The organism is Streptomyces sp. NPDC029296, from assembly GCF_055569255.1.
On the sequence record NZ_JBVHXT010000049.1, the window covers coordinates 20,382 to 39,079 of the forward strand.

Genomic DNA, 18,698 nt, shown 5'->3' on the forward strand with positions numbered 1-18,698 from the left:
CGTGATCCCGCGTCACGGTCTGAGGCGGAGGCCGCGGGGTGTGGCCACGAAGCCCGCCGCCTCCAGGAGGGTGCCCGCCGGGGACGTCAGGGCCTGGGTGCCGTTGATCCGTTCCACCGTGACCGTGCCGAGCGAACCCGCGCGCGCCGCCGCGGCCAGCGCCTCGGCGGCCGTGCGGAGGCGGGGGTCGTCCGGTGCGGCGGTGTCCGCGTCCGGCGCGGTGGGCCAGGCCAACAGCGTCTTGCCGCCGCGCTCCATGTAGAGCGTCAGCTCGCCCTCCACCAGGACCACCAGCGAACCCGCCTTCCGGCCCGGCTTGTGCCCGGCGCCGGTCGGCGGCTCCGGCCAGGGCAGCGCCGAGCCGTAGGCGTTCGCGGGGTCGGCCGCGGCGAGGACCACGGCACGCGCCCCGGGCGCGGCGGAGCCCGAGCGGCCGTGGCCGGGGCCGCCGTGACCGGGGTGGCCGTGGGCGCGGGGCGGGGCCGCGCCCAGGGAGCCGCCCGGGCCGTGGGCGGTTCCGGTGCCGCCGCCGTAACCGGGGGAGGCGAACGGGTCCGCGAGGTCGCGGGACGAGAACGGGTCGCCGTCGCCGCCGGCGTGGTCGTCCGGCGGCCAGGTGAAGTCTCCGTCCGGGCCGGGGTGCGTGAAACCGCCGTCGGCACCGTCGAAGGAGCCGGGGGCACTCGCACGGCCGTGCGGGGTGCCGGCGGCGCCCTCGGCACCGTGGGCGCCACGGGGGTCGTGGACTCCCCGGGTCCCGGGGATCTCCCGGGGGCCGTCGAACGGGTTCGGGACGTTCTGTCCGGTGAAGCCGTTCGCCGGGCCCGGGAAGCCGAAGCCGTTCCGGTCGGTCGGGGCGGGCAGGCCCGCGGTGCGCTCGCGGGCGTTCGCCACCGCGCGGAGGCGGTCCACCGCGCCGTCCATCGCGAACTGGGCCGCGCCCAGTCCCTCGACCACATAGCCGCGCCGGGCCTGACCGCTCTCCTCGAACGCCGCCAGCACCCGGTACACCGCCGAGAAGCCGCCCTCCACGCCCTCGGCGGCGACCGCGCCCCGGGTGACCACGCCGTGCCGGTCCAGGAGCGTACGGGCCAGCGCGTGGGCGTGCACGGTGGCGTCCGGCTCGGCAGCCGGCAGCAGCGACCAGCGGCCCGCGACGGTCGGCGGGCCGGTGCGGGAGGCGGTGCGCGCGGCGGCCGTCAGGGAGCCGTAGCGCCCGCGCGGGACGGCCCGCTTGGCGCGGTGCGCGGTCGAGCCCGCCGTGCGGCCGGAGCCCAGCAGGGCGCGCATCGGCGCCAGGGTGTCGTTGGTGAGCCGGCCCGACCAGGCGAGGTCCCACAGGGCGTCGGCCAGCTGGGGGTCGGTGGCGTCGGGGTGGGTGGTGGCGCGGACCTGGTCGGCGATCTGCCGGAAGAACAGGCCGTACCCGCCGGAGAGGGTGGCGAGGACGGACTGGTGGAGCGCGGTCGGCTCCAGCGGGTGCGGTGCCGGGAGCAGCAGCGGGGCCGCGTCCGCCAAGTACAGGGAGATCCAGCCGTCCTTGCCGGGCAGGGCGCCCGCGCCGGCCCACACCACCTCGCCCGCGGCGGTCAGCTCGTCGAGCATCGAGGGCGTGTAGCCGGCCACGCGGGAGGGCAGGACCAGCTTCTCCAGCGCGGAGGCGGGCACGGAGGCGCCCTGGAGCTGTTCGACGGCCCGCACCAGGCCGTCGACTCCGCGCAGCTCGTGGCCCCTGCCGATGTGCTGCCACTGCGGCAGGAACTGGGCGAGCGCCGCGGGCGGGACCGGTTCCAGCTCGTGCCGCAGGGCCGCCAGGGAGCGGCGGCGCAACCGGCGCAGCACGGCCGCGTCGCACCATTCCTGGCCGATCCCGGCCGGGTGGAACTCGCCCTGGACGACCCGGCCGGCCGCGGCCAGCCGCTGCAGGGCGCCGTCGGTGACCGCGGCGCCGAGCCCGAACCGGGCCGCCGCGGTGGCCGAGGTGAACGGGCCGTGGGTGCGGGCGTACCGCGCGAGGAGATCGCCCAGCGGGTCCTTGACCGGCTCGGTGAACGCCTCGGGGACACCGACCGGCAGGGCCGTGCCGAGCGCGTCGCGCAGCCGGCCCGCGTCCTCCACGGCCGCCCAGTGGTCGGCGCCCGCGATCCGCACCCTGATGGCCCGGCGCGCCCCGGCCAGCTCGCGTGCCCACTCGGGGTCCGCGCCCCGCGCCACCAGCTCCGCGTCGGTGAGCGGGCCGAGCAGCCGGAGCACATCGGCGACGCCCTCGACGTCCTTGACCCGGCGGTCCTCGGTGAGCCACTGCAGCTCGCGTTCCAGCTCGGTCAGCACCTCGGCGTCGAGCAGTTCGCGCAGCTCCGCCTGGCCCAGCAGCTCGGCCAGCAGCCGCGAGTCCAGGGACAGCGCGGCGGCGCGGCGCTCGGCCAGCGGGGAGTCGCCCTCGTACAGGAACTGGGCGACGTACCCGAAGAGCAGGGAGCGGGCGAACGGGGACGGCTCGGGGGTGGTGACCTCGACCAGACGCACCTTGCGGGACTCGATGTCGCCCATCAGCTCGACCAGCCCGGGGACGTCGAAGACGTCCTGGAGGCATTCGCGGACCGCCTCCAGGACGATCGGGAACGAGCCGAACTCGCTCGCCACCTGGAGCAGCTGGGCGGCGCGCTGGCGCTGCTGCCACAGCGGGGTGCGCTTGCCGGGGTTGCGGCGCGGCAGCAGCAGCGCGCGGGCGGCGCACTCGCGGAACCGGGAGGCGAACAGCGCCGAGCCGCCGACCTGGTCGGTGACGACCTGGTCGACCTCGCCCTTGTCGAAGGCGACGTCCGCCGCGCCGACCGGGGCCTGCTCGCCGTCGACCGCCCTGTCGAGGGGGGTGCCGGCCTTCGCCGGTTCCTGGTCGAGCAGGTCCAGGCCCATCAGATCGGCGTCGGGCAGGCGCAGCACGATGCCGTCGTCGGCGTGCATGACCTGCGCGTCCATGCCGTACCGCTCGGACAGGCGGGCGCCGAGGGCGAGCGCCCAAGGGGCGTGGACCTGCGCGCCGAAGGGCGAGTGCACGACGACCCGCCAGTCGCCCAGCTCGTCGCGGAACCGCTCCACGACGATCGTGCGGTCGTCGGGGACATGGCCGCACGCCTCACGCTGCTCGGCCAGGTACGACAGCACGTTGTCCGCCGCCCACGCGTCCAGGCCGGCCGCCAGCAGCCTGAGCCGCGCGTCGTCCCCGGACAGCGAGCCGACCTCGCGCAGGAACGCGCCCACCGCGCGGCCCAGCTCCAGCGGGCGGCCCAGCTGGTCGCCCTTCCAGAAGGGCAGCCGGCCCGGCACGCCCGGCGCGGGCGAGACCAGGACGCGGTCGCGGGTGATGTCCTCGATCCGCCAGGAACTCGTGCCCAGTGTGAAGACATCGCCCACCCGGGACTCGTAGACCATCTCCTCGTCCAGCTCGCCGACCCGGCCGCCGCCCTTCTTGGGGTCGGAGCCGGCGAGGAAGACGCCGAACAGTCCGCGGTCCGGGATGGTGCCGCCGGAGGTGACCGCCAGCCGCTGGGCGCCCGGGCGGCCGGTGACCGTGCCGGCCACGCGGTCCCACACCACGCGCGGGCGCAGCTCGGCGAACGCGTCGGACGGATAGCGGCCCGCGAGCATGTCCAGGACCGCCGTGAACGCCGACTCGGGCAGGGAGGCGAACGGGGCCGCGCGGCGGACCACGGCCAGCAGGTCGTCGAACTGCCAGGTGTCCAGCGCCGTCATGGCCACGACCTGCTGTGCGAGCACGTCCAGCGGGTTCGCCGGGACCTTCAGCGACTCGATGGCACCCGAGCGCATCCGCTCGGTGACCACGGCGGCCTGGACCAGGTCGCCCCGGTACTTCGGGAAGACGACACCGGTCGAGACGGCGCCGACCTGGTGTCCCGCGCGGCCCACCCGCTGGAGCCCGGAGGCGACCGACGGCGGGGACTCGACCTGCACGACGAGGTCGACGGCGCCCATGTCGATGCCCAGCTCCAGGCTGGAGGTGGCCACCACCGCGGGCAGCCGGCCGGCCTTCAGGTCCTCCTCGACCAGGGCCCGCTGTTCCTTGGAGACCGATCCGTGGTGCGCGCGGGCGATCACCGGCGGCGCGCCCTGGGCCGCGCCCGAGCCGCCCATCAGCTCGGCGGGGGCGTGGTGCTCGCCCAGGGGCTCGCCGGTCGCCCGTTCGTAGGCGATCTCGTTGAGCCGGTTGCACAGCCGCTCCGCCAGGCGGCGGGAGTTGGCGAAGACGATCGTGGACCGGTGGGCCTGGACCAGGTCGGCGATCCGCTCCTCGACATGGGGCCAGATCGACGGCCGCTCCCCGCCCTCGGCGGCGTCGGCCGCCGGGGAGCCCCCCAGCTCGCCCATGTCCTCGACCGGGACGACCACGGACAGGTCGAACTCCTTGCCGGACTCCGGCTGGACGATCTCCACCTTGCGGCGCGGGGACAGATAGCGGGCCACCTCGTCCACCGGGCGCACGGTCGCCGACAGGCCGATCCGGCGGGCGGGCCGCGGCAGCAACTCGTCCAGCCGCTCCAGGGAGAGCGCGAGATGCGCGCCGCGCTTGGTGCCCGCGACCGCGTGCACCTCGTCAAGGATCACCGTCTCCACGCCCGTGAGCGCGTCGCGCGTGGCCGAGGTCAGCATCAGGAACAGCGACTCGGGGGTGGTGATCAGGATGTCCGGCGGGCGGGTGGACAGGGCGCGGCGCTCGGCGGCCGGGGTGTCACCGGAGCGGATGCCGACCCTGACCTCGGGCTCGGGCAGGCCCAGCCGCACGGACTCCTGGCGGATGCCGGTCAGCGGGCTGCGTAGATTGCGCTCGACGTCGACCGCGAGGGCCTTCAGCGGGGACACGTACAGCACCCGGCAGCGCTTCTTCGGGTCGGCCGGGGGCGGGGCCGAGGCCAGCTGGTCCAGGGCGGCGAGGAACGCGGCCAGTGTCTTGCCCGAGCCGGTCGGGGCGACCACCAGCACGTCCGAGCCCTCACGGATGGCCTGCCACGCGCCGGCCTGGGCGGCGGTGGGCGCGGAGAAGGCCCCCGTGAACCAGCCGCGGGTCGCGGGGGAGAAGCCGTCCAGGGCTCGGTGCGCGGAGCTGACCATGCGTCCATCGTGCACCCACCCACTGACAATCGGCCTGACCTGCGAGAACCGGGAAAGGACGGCATCGTGTCCCGACCGGTGGGCCGGTGCGGGCCTGAGCACCATGGGGGGTGGGGCGAGCCGGGCCCGGCCCGGCGGGGGCCCGGGGCGGCGGCTCAGCCCACGAAGCGGCCGTAGGCCCGCAGGGTGCGCAGGGCCTCGATCGTCACCAGGGGGCGCGCCTCCAGCGTGGGCGCCGGGGCCCACTGGTGCCAGGTGACGGGCCAGCCGCCGTCCTCCCGCTGTCCGGCGGCCAGGTGGTCCAGGGAGCGCGCCATCTCGTCGTCCGTGAACCAGGCGCGCGCGAGCGAGTCGGGGCTCCGGGCGAAGTCGTGCGGGAAGTGGTGCTCGCCGGGCGCGTAGCCGGAGGCGACCGGGAACGCGTCGAGCCGGTCCGGGTCCAGCGCCGCGAGCCGCTGCTCCCGCACCAGGCGGCCCAGCCGGTCGGCGGCGGCCTCCGCGCGCGGGCGGTCGGGAGCCGAGTCCAGGAAGGACACGGCGGCCCGCACCTCGTAGGGGTGGGACTTCTCCAGGGACTCCACCGCGTGCCAGCAGTAGTCGGTGGCCCGGAACAGCCACGCGTGCCACACCTCGTTGCGGTGCAGCAGCCCGACCACCGGGCCGGTGGACAGCAGCGCGCCGGGAGGGTCGTCGACGACCGGTACGAACGGCGCCGCCGGATATCCGCGCTGGCCGGGGTGGACCGCCGGCAGGGCGCCCTCCGGGGTGGAGACGGAGGTCAGGTAGCGGCACACGCGCTCCACCCGCTGCCCGCCGCAGCGCCCGACGGCGTCCAGTACGCCGAGGGCGCGCGCGGTGTGCAGGGGCTGACTGACGGGCCCGCGCAGATCGGGTTCCAGCGCGTGCCCGTACCCGCCGTCCTCGTTGCGGTAGGCGTCCAGCGCCGTTTCCACGGCCTCCGGGCGGCCGTGCAGGAAGTGGTACGCGAAAAGACGCTGCTCCAGCACGCGCGCGGTGAGCCACACGAACTGTTCGGCGCGGAAGAGCGGGGAGCGCGCCGGGGGCGTGGAGGGGAGTGGGGAGACTCCTGAATCTGCCATGGGTCAGACCGTAGGGCGCGAAGCGGTCCCCGCAGGTGCTCTGGGGCGGCCCCACCCCCGGGGGCGGGATACTGAAGGCATGCGGTTGACGGTCTTCTGGCAGCGAATGGCGGAACACTTCGGTCCGGCGTACGCCGAAATGTTCGCGCGCGACCACGTCATGTCCGAACTGGGCGGGCGCACGGTGAACGAGGCGCTGGACGCCGGCTGGGCGGCCAAGGACGTGTGGCGCGTGGTGTGCGCGGTCATGGACGTGCCCGGCGAGAGGCGCTGACGGGTCCCGGCATCGCCGCCGGGCCATCAGGGCATCGGGTGATCAGGGGCAGCGCAAAAACCGGATTCGCCCGTCTTTGTCGGCCCGGAAATCGACAGTACGGTTGCGATCCCGCACGAAGATCGGGCGTGGGCTCCGGTTGTCGGTGGCGTGGGCGAGACTGGGCGAGTGGCACCCACTGACGAGGAACCCCTGGCACCCACCGCCGAGGCCGGCGAGCCGTCCGCCCGGCAGGCGGCACCGGCCGCGACGACGCCGCCCGGCCGGCCCCCGCTCGCCGGCGCCGTCGCGCCCGGCGGCCGGATGCCGCGCTGGCTGCCCCGCGCCATGGTGCTCGCGCTCGCGCTGATCGCCGCCTTCCAGCTGGGCAGCTGGGCCTTCCACCAGCTCACCGGACTGCTGATCAACATATTGATCGCGTTCTTCCTGGCCCTCGCGGTCGAGCCCGCGGTGAGCCGGATGTCGGCCCGCGGCATGCGCAGGGGGCTCGCCACCTTCCTGGTCTTCCTCGGTCTGACCATCGTCGCGGCCGGGTTCGTCACCCTGCTCGGCTCGATGCTGGCCGGCCAGATCATCAAGATGGTCGAGGGCTTCCCGGAGTACCTGGACTCGTTGATCAACTGGATCAACAAGAGCTTCCGGACCCACCTCAGACGGGTGGACATCCAGGAAGGCCTGCTCCACTCCGCCTGGCTGCGCAAATACGTGCAGAACAGCGCGGCCGGTGTCCTCGACGTGTCCGCCCAGGTGCTCGGCGGCCTCTTCCAGCTGCTCACGGTCGGCCTGTTCTCGTTCTACTTCGCCGCGGACGGCCCCCGGCTGCGCCGCGCCCTGTGCTCCGTCCTGCCGCCCGCCCGCCAGGCCGAGGTGCTGCGCGCCTGGGAGATCGCCGTCGACAAGACGGGCGGTTACCTCTACTCGCGCGGTCTGATGGCGCTCATCTCGGGCGTCGCGCACTACATCCTCCTGGAGTTCATGGGTGTGCCGTACGCCCCCGTGCTCGGGGTCTGGGTGGGCCTGGTCTCGCAGTTCATCCCCACCATCGGGACGTACCTCGCGGGCGCGCTGCCGATGCTGATCGCGTTCACCGTCAATCCCTGGTACGCGGTGTGGGTGCTGGTCTTCGTCGTGATCTACCAGCAGTTCGAGAACTACATGCTCCAGCCCAAGCTGACCGCCAAGACCGTCGACATCCACCCGGCGGTCGCCTTCGGCTCGGTCGTCGCCGGCACGGCGCTGCTGGGGGCCGTCGGCGCGCTGATCGCCATCCCGGCGGTGGCCACCCTCCAGGCGTTCCTGGGCGCGTACGTGAAGCGGTACGCCGTCACGGACGACCCCCGGGTGCACGGGCACCGCAGCAGGACCGCCTCCGGTCCCGGCGCGCTCACGCGCACGCGACGGCTGTGGGCCGGCCGCCGCCCCGGCGGGAAGGGGCGGTCGTAGACCGCTCGCGCACGGCGGGGTCGCGGCTCCGCGCCCGCCCTCGGTACGCCACACCGCCCGGCCGACGGCCACGGCGACGGCCGCCGCGAGCGTCATGGACACCGTCGTGCCGGACGGCGTCGCCGCGTCCGGCACGAGGGCACCCGGGGCCACGCCGGGTGGTCGGGGTGCGGCTTGACACAAAAATCGAACATCCATTCTCATGAATACTCAGGCCAGGCTGTCGGCTGGGGTTTTTGCCCCATTTTGCGGGGATACGCCCCTCGGTTATCCACAGGCCGGGCCTGCGTCGGGGCGCATTGTCAGTGGCAGGCGTTAGCGTCTTTGACGTGAAGCGATCGACTCAAGCAAACCGGGTGGAACCCATGGCAGGAACCGACCGCGAGAAGGCGCTCGACGCCGCGCTCGCGCAGATTGAACGGCAATTCGGCAAGGGCGCGGTCATGCGCATGGGCGAGCGGTCGAAGGAGCCCATCGAGGTCATCCCGACCGGCTCGACCGCGCTCGACGTCGCCCTCGGCGTGGGCGGCCTGCCGCGCGGCCGTGTCGTGGAGATCTACGGACCGGAGTCCTCCGGTAAGACGACCCTGACCCTGCACGCCGTGGCGAACGCGCAGAAGGCCGGCGGCCAGGTCGCCTTCGTGGACGCCGAGCACGCCCTCGACCCCGAGTACGCGCGCAAGCTCGGCGTCGACATCGACAACCTGATCCTCTCCCAGCCGGACAACGGCGAGCAGGCGCTGGAGATCGTGGACATGCTGGTCCGCTCCGGTGCCCTCGACCTCATCGTCATCGACTCGGTCGCCGCGCTCGTCCCGCGCGCGGAGATCGAGGGCGAGATGGGCGACAGCCACGTCGGTCTCCAGGCCCGCCTGATGAGCCAGGCGCTGCGGAAGATCACCAGCGCGCTCAACCAGTCCAAGACCACCGCCATCTTCATCAACCAGCTCCGCGAGAAGATCGGCGTGATGTTCGGCTCCCCCGAGACCACGACCGGTGGCCGGGCGCTGAAGTTCTACGCCTCGGTGCGCATCGACATCCGCCGCATCGAGACCCTGAAGGACGGCACGGACGCGGTCGGCAACCGCACCCGCTGCAAGGTCGTCAAGAACAAGGTCGCGCCGCCCTTCAAGCAGGCCGAGTTCGACATCCTCTACGGCCAGGGCATCAGCCGCGAGGGCGGTCTGATCGACATGGGCGTGGAGCACGGCTTCGTCCGCAAGGCCGGCGCCTGGTACACGTACGAGGGCGACCAGCTCGGCCAGGGCAAGGAGAACGCGCGCAACTTCCTCAAGGACAACCCCGACCTGGCCAACGAGATCGAGAAGAAGATCAAGGAGAAGCTGGGCGTGGGAGTCCGGCCGGAGGAGCCCGCCGCCGAGCCGGGAGCCGACGCGGCGGTCACCACCGCGGCGGCCGGGGACGCCGCCAAGCCGGCACCCGCGCAGGCGGCCGCCAAGGCCACCAAGCCCAAGGCCGCCGCAGCCAAGAGCTGACCCATGACACGACGAACCGACTGGGCCGAGTACGAGTACGCCACCCCCGGTGCCCCACGGGGGAGGGGCGCCGGGGGCCGTGCGCACTCCGTCCCGGACGGTGACGACGGACACCGGGACGGCGGATACGGCGGATACGGCGAGCCCGACGGGCACGGCGGGCACGGGGGACGCGAGCGGCACCGGGGGCGGCAGGAGCACGACGGACCCGATGCCCAGGGCAGCGGCGGGCACGGGGCCGCCGCTGCGTACGGGAGTGCCGGCGGTTACGAGGGCGACGGCGGCCCGGACACGGGCGACGCGGGCGGTGAGCCGTACGGGGGCGGTAAACCCGGCGGCCGTGGCTTCGGGGGATCCGGTGGCGCGCGGAGCGGGGGCCGCGCCCGCGGCCGGCGGCGGCGCGGTTTCGGGGACGCGCCCGGTGAGGACGAAGGCGCCCCTCCCTCGGCGAGGGACGAGCGGGGGGAGTCTTCGGGGGACCCGGTCGAGCGGGCCCGGGCGATCTGCCTGCGCCTGCTCACCGGGACCCCGCGCACCCGCAGGCAACTCGCGGACGCCCTGCGCAAGCGGGAGATTCCCGAGGACGTCGCCCGGGAGGTGCTGGACCGGTTCGAGGAGGTCGGGCTCATCGACGACGGCGCCTTCGCGGACGCCTGGGTGGAGTCCCGGCACCACGGCCGGGGACTCGCCCGCCGCGCCCTCGCCCGGGAACTGCGGACCAAGGGCGTCGACTCGGCGCTGATCGAGGACGCCGTCGCGCAGCTCGACTCCGAGCAGGAGGAGGCGACGGCCCGGGACCTCGTCGCCCGCAAGCTGCGTGCCACCCGCGGCCTGGACCGCGACAAGCGGATCCGCCGGCTCGCGGGCATGCTCGCCCGCAAGGGCTACCCCGAGGGGATGGCCCTCCGCGTCGTCCGGCAGGCGCTGGAGGAGGAGGGCGAGGACACCGACTTCCTCGGGGACGGGGACTTCTGACTCCACGGGGACGGGACCTCAGGGGTGGGGACAACCCCCGGCCCGCGGGGGTGGGGTGACCCCCCGCCAAGACGCCGGGTCACCGCAGTGCTCTCCCACGCCTGTACCGGCGACTCTGTACGCGCGCCCAGCGCACACGACCGACGCGTACAACAGAAGAGAGCCCGTCCCCATGATGCTGCGCTATGCCCTGCGGACCGTCCGGGCCCGGAAGGCCGGATTCCTCGGCGCCTTTCTCGCCCTGATGTGCGCGGCGGCCCTGATCACCGCTTGCGGCACCCTTCTCGACACCGGCCTGCGCGGCACCATCCGTACCGAGCGCTACGCCGCCGCTCCCGTCGTCGTCTCCGCGGACCAGAACGTGCACCGGACCACCGTCAAGCACAAGCACGGCAAGACCAAGGTCAAGCACAAGGCGAAGCCCATCGCCGAACGCGCCTGGCTTCCCGGGCGGCTGCGCGACACACTCGCCCGTACGCCCGGCGTGGCCCGGGTCGTCCCGGAACTCACCTTCCTCGCCCAGCCGACGACCCCGGCCGGCACCGGCGGCCGTACCGCCTACGGCCATGCCTGGGACTCCGCCGCCCTCACCCCGTACCGGCTGACCGCGGGCCACGCCCCCACGGCCGGCGGTGACCTCGTCATCGACGCCGACCTCGCCGCGCGGGCCCGGCTCCGGCCCGGTGACCGGCTCACCGTGCAGTCCACGCGGGCCCCGCGAAGCTACCGGATCACCGGTGTCGCAGCCCCGGCCACCCCCGTGCGCCACCAGACGTCCCTGTTCTTCTCCGCCGCCGAGGCCCGCCGGCTGGCCGCGCACCCCGGGCAGGTCACCGCGTTCGGCGTGCTGCCGGCCAAGGGCGCGGATGCCGAGCGGGTGCGCCGGGCCGTGACCCGGGCGCTGCACGGAACCACGGCCCAGGTCAGTACCGGCGAGGCCCGCGGGCCCGTCGAGTTCCTGGACGCGGCCGCCGCCCGCACCCGGCTGGTCAGCATGGGCGGCGCGATGGGCGGCACCTCGCTGCTGGTGGCGGTCCTCGTGGTCGTCGGCACCTTCGGACTCACCGTCCGGCAGCGCCACCGCGAACTCGCCCTGCTCCGGGCCGTCGCCGCCACGTCCGGACAGATCCGCGGACTGCTCGGCCGGGAGGCGCTGGTCGTCGGCGCGGCGGCGGGCACCGCCGGCGCACTGCTCGGGCTGCCGCTGGGCGCCTGGCTGCACTCCAGGTTCGTCGCGCTGGGCGCCGTACCCGACACCCTCGAACGCACCGTCGGCGTCTTCCCGCCGCTCGTCGCCCTCGCCGCCACCCTCCTCGCCGCCTGGGCGGCGGCCCGGATCGCCGGCCACAGGGTCGCCCGGATCCGCCCGGCCGAGGCCCTGGCCGAGGCCAGGACCGAGCGCACCCGGCCCGCCCTCGGCCGGATCGCCGCCGGGCTGCTGCTCCTGGCCGGCGGAACCGTCCTCGTCGTCGTCCTCACCTTCCTGCGCACCGAGCCCGCCTCGACCCCGGTGACCTTCCTCGCCGTCGTCGTCCTGTCCACCTCCGTCGCCCTGCTCGGTCCGCTCCTGGTCAGGGCCGCCGTGCTGCTGCTCGCCGGCCCGCTCCGGCTCACCGGGCACGGCGGCCGGCTCGCCACAGCCAACCTGCGCGGCAACGCCGCCCGGATGGCCTCCGTCGTCACCCCTCTCACCCTGCTCGTCGGCATGACCTGCACCGTCCTGTTCGTCCAGGACACCCTCGGGGGCGCCGCCCGCGCCCAGGTCCGCGAAGGCGTCCGGGCCGACTGGGTCGTGGCCGCCCAGGGGCCCGGCGTTCCCGGTGAGGCCGCCGGACGACTGCGCGCACGGCACGACACGGTCACCGAGGTGGTCCGGACGACCGTCCGCGTCGGCCTGGACAAGTACCCCGCGCAGGGCGTCACCCCGGCGGGCCTGACCCGCACCTGGGACCCGGAGGTCACCGCCGGCTCCCTGGACCGGCTCGGCCCCGGCACCGTCGCCGTCAGCGAAGTGGCCGCGGACCAGCAGCACCTGAAGCCGGGAAGCACCCTGAAGATCACGCTCGGCGACGGCACGCCCGCCACCCTCACCGTCGCCGCCGTCTACGCAAGGGGCCTCGGCTTCGGCGACCTCACCCTCGACCACGGCCTCGTGGCCCCCCACGTCGACAACCCGCTCGCCTCCTCCGTCCTCGTCAGCACGGCCCGCACACAGGGAGAACTGACGACCACCCTCCGTGAGTTCCCGGGAGTGCGGGTGCTTTCGCCGGCCGCCGCCGATGCCCTCCAGGCCGACCGGGAGCAGACGAACGCCGAGGTCAACTACCTCGCCATGGGGCTGGTGCTGGTCTTCACCGCCATCGCCGTCGGCAACACGCTCGCCATGTCGGTCGCCGAGCGGGTCCGGGAGTTCGCCCTGCTCCGTCTCGCCGGCGCGACCCGGCGGCAGGTCCTGCGCATGCTGCGCACCGAGACCCTGTCCGTCCTCTTCCTCGCCACCTCGCTCGGCAGCGGCATCGCCCTCGCCGTGCTCACCGCGTTCAGCCTTGGCATGACGGGCCGGGCCGCACCCACGGTCACCCCGCTGCTCTACGTCGGCGTCGTCGGGTTCGCCGGTCTCCTCGCGCTGGCGGCCGGCGCGGTGCCGGGGCGCGTGGCGCTGCGGGTGCGGCCGGTGACGGTCGCCACGGCGCAGGAGTGACGCCGGGCGACCGCGGCGAGCACCGCCGTCCTCAGGCCGTCGCCGGCTCCACCGGCAGACCCTGCGCCCGCCACGCCTGAAAACCGCCCACCAGGTCCGTCGCCCGGTGCAGACCCAGCTGGTGGAGGGAGGCGGCGGCGAGGCTGGAGGCGTACCCCTCGTTGCAGATCACCACGACACGCAGATCGTGTCCGGTGGCCTCGGGGAGGCGGTGGCTGCCCTGGGGATCGAGGCGCCACTCCAGCTCGTTGCGCTCGACCACGACGGCACCGGGGATGAGGCCGTCCCGTTCGCGCAGGGCCGCGTAGCGGATGTCGACCAGCAGCGCGTCACCGAGGAGGGCGGCCCTGTGCGCCTCCCGTGCCTCGATGCGCCGGTAGCCCGCCCGGACCCGCTCCAGCACCTCGTCGATGCCGGGCGGCTGGGCGCTGGTGTGGTGGCTCACTGCCAGTCCTCCGGGCGTTCGACCTGCTCCAGGCGCAGCACCTGGCCGCTGCGGCTGTAACGACGGATGTGGGGGAGCGGCGGGTAGTAGGCGTGGACGGAGATCGCGTGTCGGTCGCGGGACTCGTTCAGCACCTCGTGCACATGGTGGCGGCCGAAGGCGCGGCCCTGTCCCGCGGGGAGCCGGCGTACGCGGTCCACGCCGTCGGTGAGTTCCAGCGTCTTCCAGCCGTCGGTGGGCAGTCGGGCGGCGAGGGAGTTCTCGGTCAGGTCGCCCGAGGCGGTGAGGAAGGCGCCGACCGAGTCGGCGTGGTCGTGCCAGCCGGTGCCGGTACCGGGCGGCCAGCCGATCAGCCAGGCCTCGCTGCCGCCGGGGCCGTCCAGCCGGACCCAGGTACGGCCCTCCGGGTCGAGCGGGAGGGAGGCGATCAGCTCGGCGTCGGCCGCCGTACGCCGGACGAAGTCGAGGAGGTCCGCCTGCGTGGGCGCGGCGGTGGCGGCGGACACGGGGGAGGGCGGGGAGGAGGGGACAGACACGGGTACACCGTCCTGGGAAGTTCGCGGAAACGGGCGCGCGACGACGCCCGGTGAGAAGAGGGGGCGAATTCAGCAGGACGGGCGACACACGCAGCCCGCGTAGCGGACGAGGTCCATATGGACCCTCCGCCACAGGCGCGCGTAGGTGTCGGTCACGATCGGGAGTACAGCATGCCGGCCCACCTCGGTCAACTGGGTGTCATCCCGTGGACGGGCAGCGGGAGCGCGCAATCAGCGCAGGCCGGAGGCACACGCCTCCCGTTCGGCGCCCGGCGCGGGCGGGAGGGGAGCCCTCCCGGCTCACGCGCCGGCGCGGCCCGAAACAGGCGGTCGGCGCGGGCCGGGAACAGGCTTTCGCCCCGGCGCGCGAAGTGGGCGGGCCGTAGGCGGATGTTTCCCACGCAGCGCCGTGCAGGCGGAAATGGACCACGCGTGCCCGGCGGGAGTCGGAGCCTGGCTTCCGCTCTCCGCGCCCGGGGCGCAGCCGAGGCCGGTCCCCGGCTCGGCGTCAGGTGCGCTGGGCAGGGGACGCGTGCCCACCGTCGCGCCCGGCGCGGGCCGGGGACGCGCCCCTTCCCAGGGCCCGGCGCCGGCCATGGGCGGATGCCGCCCACGCAGCGTCGCGCGGGCCGGGCGTGGACGCCACGCGTGCCCGGCGGGAGTCGGAGCCTGGCTTCCGCTCTCCGCGCCCGGAGCGCAGCCGAGGCCGGTCCCCGGCTCGGCGTCAGGTGCGCTGGGCAGGGGACGCGTGCCCTCCGTCGCGCCCGGCGCGGGCCGGGGACGCGCCCCTTCCCAGGGCCCGGCGCCGGCCATGGGCGGATGCCGCCCACGAAGCGTCGCGCGGGCCCGGCGGGAGTCGGAGCCTGGCTCTCCCGCACGGCGCCTGGCGTGCCGGGCAGTGGCCGCGCGCCTCCCCTCCCGCCCGGAGCAGGCAGGCGGCCCTCTCTCGAAGCCCGGCCGGATCCGGCGCCGGCCGCCCCTGCTCAGCAGGCGCGGCCCGGGGCCCGGCTCCTCCGAGGGCGCGCCCGGCGCGGAGACTCGGCCGGAGACGGGGGCGCGTGCCCGGCCCGGAGGATCAGCGCAGGCTCGAGCCCGCTTCCGCCGTCGCCGTCCGTTCGCTCGGTCGCTCCTCGGGCCGAGCCTCCTCCCGCTCCGCCTCCGCCTCCGGATCCGGTGCCGGGCCGCCCAGCGTGGCCTGTGCGGCCGAGTACAGGTCGGCCGGGCGGACCCCGCTCAGCGCGGTGACCAGGTGGCCGTCGGGGCGTACCAGCAGCACGCTGTGCGCCGGCGCGCCCGGGTAGCTCTCGGCGACCAGCAGCTCGGCGGGGTGCGGCAGCGCGGTCACGGCCGCCGCGAGCCGGGGCATCACCCCGGCGGACACCCAGTGCTTGCGGTCCCACACCCCCGTACCGGGCGCGATCAGCACGACCAGCAGAGCGCCGCGGCCGAGCCGGTCCCGCAGCCGGACGAAGGAGCCGTCCTCCGCCGTGACCCGGACATCGGTCACCTGGGCGCCGGGCGGGGTGCCGACGGGGATCTCCGCCTCCAGCTGCCGGGGCGTGAGCGGCGAGCCCGCGTACGTGCCGGTCGCGCCCAGCGCCCCGCGCCCCAGGTGGCCGTCGGCGAACTGCGCGTCGTGCCCGCGGGCGGCGCCGGGGACGATGCCGCGCAGTCCGCCGCCGCGCAGCACCGGCAGCGCCTGGTCGGCGGCGCGCAGCCGGGCGGCGACCACCGCGCGCCGCTCGGTCTGGTAGCTGTCCAGCAGGGCTGCGTGCGGGCCGTGGTGCCAGGCCGTGGCCAGCTTCCAGGCGAGGTTGTCGGCGTCCCGCAGACCCTCGTCGAGCCCCTGGGTGCCGAACGCGCCGAGCAGATGGGCCGCGTCCCCGGCGAGGAAGACCCGGCCGGCGCGCCAGCGGCGGGCCAGCCGGTGGTGCACCGTGTGGACACCGGTGTCGAGCAGGTCGTACGCCGGCGCGTCGCTGCCCGTCCAGCCCGTGAGGGTCTCGCGGATCCGGGTCAGCAGGATCTCGGGGGTGACCAGCTCCTTCCCCGGCGGCAGCAGCCAGTCCAGGCGCCAGGCGCCGTCCGGGAGGGGGCGGGCGGTCACCTCCCCGGCCGAGGGCCCGGACGACCGCCACGGCGGCATCCGGTGGAACAACGCACGGCCCTCCCAGGGAAGTTCCGTCCGCAGCGCGGCGACCGCGTGCCGCTCCACCGCAGTACGGCCCGGGAAGCGGATGTCCTGGAGCTTGCGCACGGTCGAGCGGGGGCCGTCGCAGCCGACCAGGTAGCCGCCGCGCCGCCACGTGCCCTTGGGCCCTCGGGTGTGCGCGGTGACGCCGGACCGGTCCTGCTCGACGGCGTCCAGGCGGCTGTCGACGGCGATCTCGGCCAGCGGTTCGCCGGCGAGGGCCGCGCGCAGGGCGTTCGTCACGACGTGCTGCGCGATGTGCAGCGGCGCGGCGGGGTCGTCCTCGGCGAAGGCGATCTCGGTCGTCACCTGCTTGCGCCTGACGGACCGCCATCCGGCCCAGCGCACGCCGTACCCGTCGAGCGGCACTCCGGTCAGCCGCGCCAGCAGTGCGGCCGTGTCCTCGCGCAGGACGACGGTGCGCGCCGGGCGGGGTTCGTCCTTGCCGGGCCCCTCGTCCAGGACGACCACGGGGACGTGCTGACGGGTCAGCAGCAGGGCGAGCGTGAGTCCGACGGGCCCCGCTCCGACGATGATCACCGGGTCCATGGTGCGACGCCCCCTGCCCGCGACGATGCCCTGACGTAGACAAGTGAACAGGAAGGAGGAGCGGGGTGCACGATCACAAAACGTATGCAACCCATTGGCGGAGTTCGCGTCAAGCGACCGGGGGCAGTGGCGAACACGCCACTGCCCCCGGGTGGTGCGTTCGGGTCTGACCGGCCGTCAGGCCGAGGTTCCGGTGCCCGCATGGCCGGGGATGCCGGCCGTGTCGTCGACGCTCAGCACCGCGCCGGTCGACTTCTTGCGCCGCCGCAGCCGGCCCTCCAGCCAGCTCGCGAACGAGGTCAGCGAGAAGTTGATGATCACGTAGATCACGGCGACGACCGTGAAGGAGGCGATGGTGTTGGCGCCGTAGTAGCCGCTCATGGTGTTCGCCGAGGCGAGCAGTTCGGGGAAGGTGAGGACGGCACCGCCGAGCGCGGTGTCCTTCACGATGACCACCAGCTGGCTGACGATCGCCGGCAGCATCGTGGTGACCGCCTGCGGCAGCAGGATGACCCGCATCACCTGCCCCTTGCGCAGGCCGATCGCCATGGCCGCCTCGGACTGACCCTTCGGCAGGGCGAGGATGCCCGCGCGGACGATCTCGGCGAGGACCGACGCGTTGTACAGCACCAGGCCGGTGACGACCGCGTAGAGCGGACGGTCGTCCGAGTTCACGTCGGTGTACTGGGCGAAGAGCGCCAGCCCGAAGATCATCAGGACCAGGACGGGGATCGCGCGGAAGAACTCCACGACGACCGCCGCCGGCACCCGCACCCAGACGTGGTCCGAAAGCCGCGCTATGCCGAGGACGGCGCCCAGGGGCAGCGCGAGGACCATCGACAGCGCCGCGGCCTTCAGGGTGTTCTCCAGGCCCGGCCATATGTACGTCGAGTACGCCTCGGTGCCGCCGCCGAAGTACGGCTTCCACAGCGCCCAGGCCAGTTGGTTCTTCTCGTCGAGGGCGGAGTACACCCACCAGACGACGGCCGCGAGGGCGACGAGGAAGAGCACCGTGTAGAGGATGTTGCGCCGCTTGGCACGGGGCCCCTGGGCGTCGTACAGGATCGAACTCATCGCTTCACCGCCACCTTCTTGCCCACCCAGCCGAGGATCAGGCCGGTCGGCAGGGTCAGGCAGCAGAAGCCGAAGGCGATGATCGCGGAGATCAGCAGCAGCTGCGCCTCCTTCTCGACCATGTCCTTCATCACCAGTGCCGCCTCGGCGACGCCGATCGCCGCCGCCACCGTCGTGTTCTTCGTCAACGCGATCAGCACGTTGGCCAGCGGGCCGACGGCCGCCCGGAACGCCTGCGGCAGCACGACCAGGAACAGCACCTGGGTGAAGCTCAGGCCGATGGCGCGCGCGGCCTCCGCCTGGCCGACCGGCACCGTGTTGATTCCGGACCGGATCGCCTCGCACACGAACGCCGACGTGTAGACGATCAGCCCCAGTACCGCCAGCCGGAAGTTGACCGCGTCTATGTTGTCGCTGGCGCCGAGGCTGACGCCCAGCGTCGAGTACAGGCCGAGCGAGGAGAACAGGATGATCACCGTGAGCGGGATGTTCCGCACGATGTTCACGTAGGCGGTGCCGAAGCCGCGCATCAACGGCACCGGGCCCACCCGCATGGCGGCCAGCAGGGTGCCCCAGATCAGGGAGCCCACGGCGGACAGCAGGGTCAGCTGCACCGTCGTCCAGAAGGCGCCCAGTACGTCGTAGTCGTCAAGAAAGTCGAACACGTTCTCCCGCGCTTCCGCGTGTAGGGATGCCCGGGTGGGGGGGGGGGGGGGGGGGGGGGGGGGGGGGGGGGGGGGGGGGGGGGGGGTGGGGTGTTAGGGGTTGCCTGTGTCGTTCGTCTTTT

13 protein-coding genes are annotated in these 18,698 nt (G+C 74.4%); 5 read left to right on the forward strand and 8 right to left on the reverse strand.

All coding sequences use genetic code 11. The annotated features are described in order from the left end of the window. Window positions 1–12 precede the first annotated feature (12 nt). Together ACZ4W9_RS33635 and ACZ4W9_RS33640 are read right to left on the reverse strand one after the other, a co-directional pair. A complete protein-coding gene (locus ACZ4W9_RS33635) occupies window positions 13–5,127 on the reverse strand; it encodes an ATP-dependent helicase (protein ID WP_467942179.1) in 5,115 nt (1,704 codons plus the stop codon). A gap of 155 nt (window positions 5,128–5,282) precedes the next feature. Beyond that, window positions 5,283–6,227, reverse strand: a complete 945-nt coding sequence (locus tag ACZ4W9_RS33640) for a hypothetical protein (RefSeq protein WP_467942180.1) — start codon at window positions 6,225–6,227, stop codon at window positions 5,283–5,285. 79 nt (window positions 6,228–6,306) lie between these two features. Between ACZ4W9_RS33640 and ACZ4W9_RS33645 the strand changes: the two genes are divergently transcribed. The 5 genes from ACZ4W9_RS33645 to ACZ4W9_RS33665 all read left to right on the forward strand — a co-directional run bounded on the left by ACZ4W9_RS33645 (window position 6,307) and on the right by ACZ4W9_RS33665 (window position 13,116). Then, the gene (locus ACZ4W9_RS33645; protein WP_467942182.1) at window positions 6,307–6,501 is read left to right on the forward strand and encodes a DUF3046 domain-containing protein; all 195 of its coding nucleotides are present in this window, start codon (window positions 6,307–6,309) and stop codon (window positions 6,499–6,501) included. A 192-nt stretch (window positions 6,502–6,693) separates the two neighbouring features. Further along, window positions 6,694–7,944, forward strand: coding sequence for an AI-2E family transporter (locus ACZ4W9_RS33650; protein ID WP_467942228.1), 1,251 nt, complete (start codon window positions 6,694–6,696; stop codon window positions 7,942–7,944). A gap of 365 nt (window positions 7,945–8,309) precedes the next feature. Then, the gene (recA, locus tag ACZ4W9_RS33655) at window positions 8,310–9,440 is read left to right on the forward strand and encodes a recombinase RecA (protein WP_467942183.1); all 1,131 of its coding nucleotides are present in this window, start codon (window positions 8,310–8,312) and stop codon (window positions 9,438–9,440) included. 3 nt (window positions 9,441–9,443) lie between these two features. After that, window positions 9,444–10,415: a recombination regulator RecX gene (gene recX / locus ACZ4W9_RS33660; protein WP_467942184.1), complete on the forward strand. Its 972-nt coding sequence runs from the start codon at window positions 9,444–9,446 to the stop codon at window positions 10,413–10,415. A 172-nt stretch (window positions 10,416–10,587) separates the two neighbouring features. Continuing rightward, the gene (locus tag ACZ4W9_RS33665; RefSeq protein WP_467942186.1) at window positions 10,588–13,116 is read left to right on the forward strand and encodes an ABC transporter permease; all 2,529 of its coding nucleotides are present in this window, start codon (window positions 10,588–10,590) and stop codon (window positions 13,114–13,116) included. Window positions 13,117–13,147: 31 nt separating this feature from the next. Here ACZ4W9_RS33665 and ACZ4W9_RS33670 read toward each other — a convergent pair whose 3' ends face one another. The 6 genes from ACZ4W9_RS33670 to ACZ4W9_RS33695 form a co-directional block, all read right to left on the reverse strand. Next, a complete protein-coding gene (locus tag ACZ4W9_RS33670) occupies window positions 13,148–13,561 on the reverse strand; it encodes a rhodanese-like domain-containing protein (protein WP_467942187.1) in 414 nt (137 codons plus the stop codon). Next, entirely contained in the window at window positions 13,558–14,097 is a 540-nt protein-coding gene (locus ACZ4W9_RS33675) for a cupin domain-containing protein (RefSeq protein WP_467942189.1), read from the reverse strand. Before ACZ4W9_RS33675 ends, ACZ4W9_RS33670 begins: the two co-directional genes overlap by 4 nt. Before the next feature lie 69 nt (window positions 14,098–14,166). Continuing rightward, window positions 14,167–14,280 carry a putative leader peptide gene (locus ACZ4W9_RS33680; RefSeq protein WP_467942229.1) on the reverse strand — a complete coding sequence of 38 codons (114 nt, stop codon included), beginning with the start codon at window positions 14,278–14,280 and terminating at the stop codon, window positions 14,167–14,169. A gap of 892 nt (window positions 14,281–15,172) precedes the next feature. Next, window positions 15,173–16,837, reverse strand: a complete 1,665-nt coding sequence (locus ACZ4W9_RS33685) for an FAD-dependent monooxygenase (RefSeq protein WP_467942190.1) — start codon at window positions 16,835–16,837, stop codon at window positions 15,173–15,175. 177 nt (window positions 16,838–17,014) lie between these two features. Next, on the reverse strand, window positions 17,015–17,911 hold the full coding sequence (locus ACZ4W9_RS33690; RefSeq protein WP_467942192.1) for an amino acid ABC transporter permease: 897 nt from the start codon (window positions 17,909–17,911) through the stop codon (window positions 17,015–17,017). Further along, window positions 17,908–18,576, reverse strand: a complete 669-nt coding sequence (locus tag ACZ4W9_RS33695; protein WP_467942194.1) for an amino acid ABC transporter permease — start codon at window positions 18,574–18,576, stop codon at window positions 17,908–17,910. Before ACZ4W9_RS33695 ends, ACZ4W9_RS33690 begins: the two co-directional genes overlap by 4 nt. Between the last annotated feature and the right edge of the window lie 122 nt (window positions 18,577–18,698).

Excerpts from the sequence above, each read along its gene's own strand:
- ACZ4W9_RS33635 (WP_467942179.1), bottom strand. The coding sequence starts at position 5,127 with ATGGTCAGCTCCGCGCACCGAGCCCTGGACGGCTTCTCCCCCGCGACC.
- ACZ4W9_RS33640 (WP_467942180.1), bottom strand. The coding sequence starts at position 6,227 with ATGGCAGATTCAGGAGTCTCCCCACTCCCCTCCACGCCCCCGGCGCGC.
- ACZ4W9_RS33645 (WP_467942182.1), top strand. The coding sequence starts at position 6,307 with ATGCGGTTGACGGTCTTCTGGCAGCGAATGGCGGAACACTTCGGTCCG.
- recA (WP_467942183.1), top strand. The coding sequence starts at position 8,310 with ATGGCAGGAACCGACCGCGAGAAGGCGCTCGACGCCGCGCTCGCGCAG.
- recX (WP_467942184.1), top strand. The coding sequence starts at position 9,444 with ATGACACGACGAACCGACTGGGCCGAGTACGAGTACGCCACCCCCGGT.
- ACZ4W9_RS33665 (WP_467942186.1), top strand. The coding sequence starts at position 10,588 with ATGATGCTGCGCTATGCCCTGCGGACCGTCCGGGCCCGGAAGGCCGGA.
- ACZ4W9_RS33685 (WP_467942190.1), bottom strand. The coding sequence starts at position 16,837 with ATGGACCCGGTGATCATCGTCGGAGCGGGGCCCGTCGGACTCACGCTC.
- ACZ4W9_RS33690 (WP_467942192.1), bottom strand. The coding sequence starts at position 17,911 with ATGAGTTCGATCCTGTACGACGCCCAGGGGCCCCGTGCCAAGCGGCGC.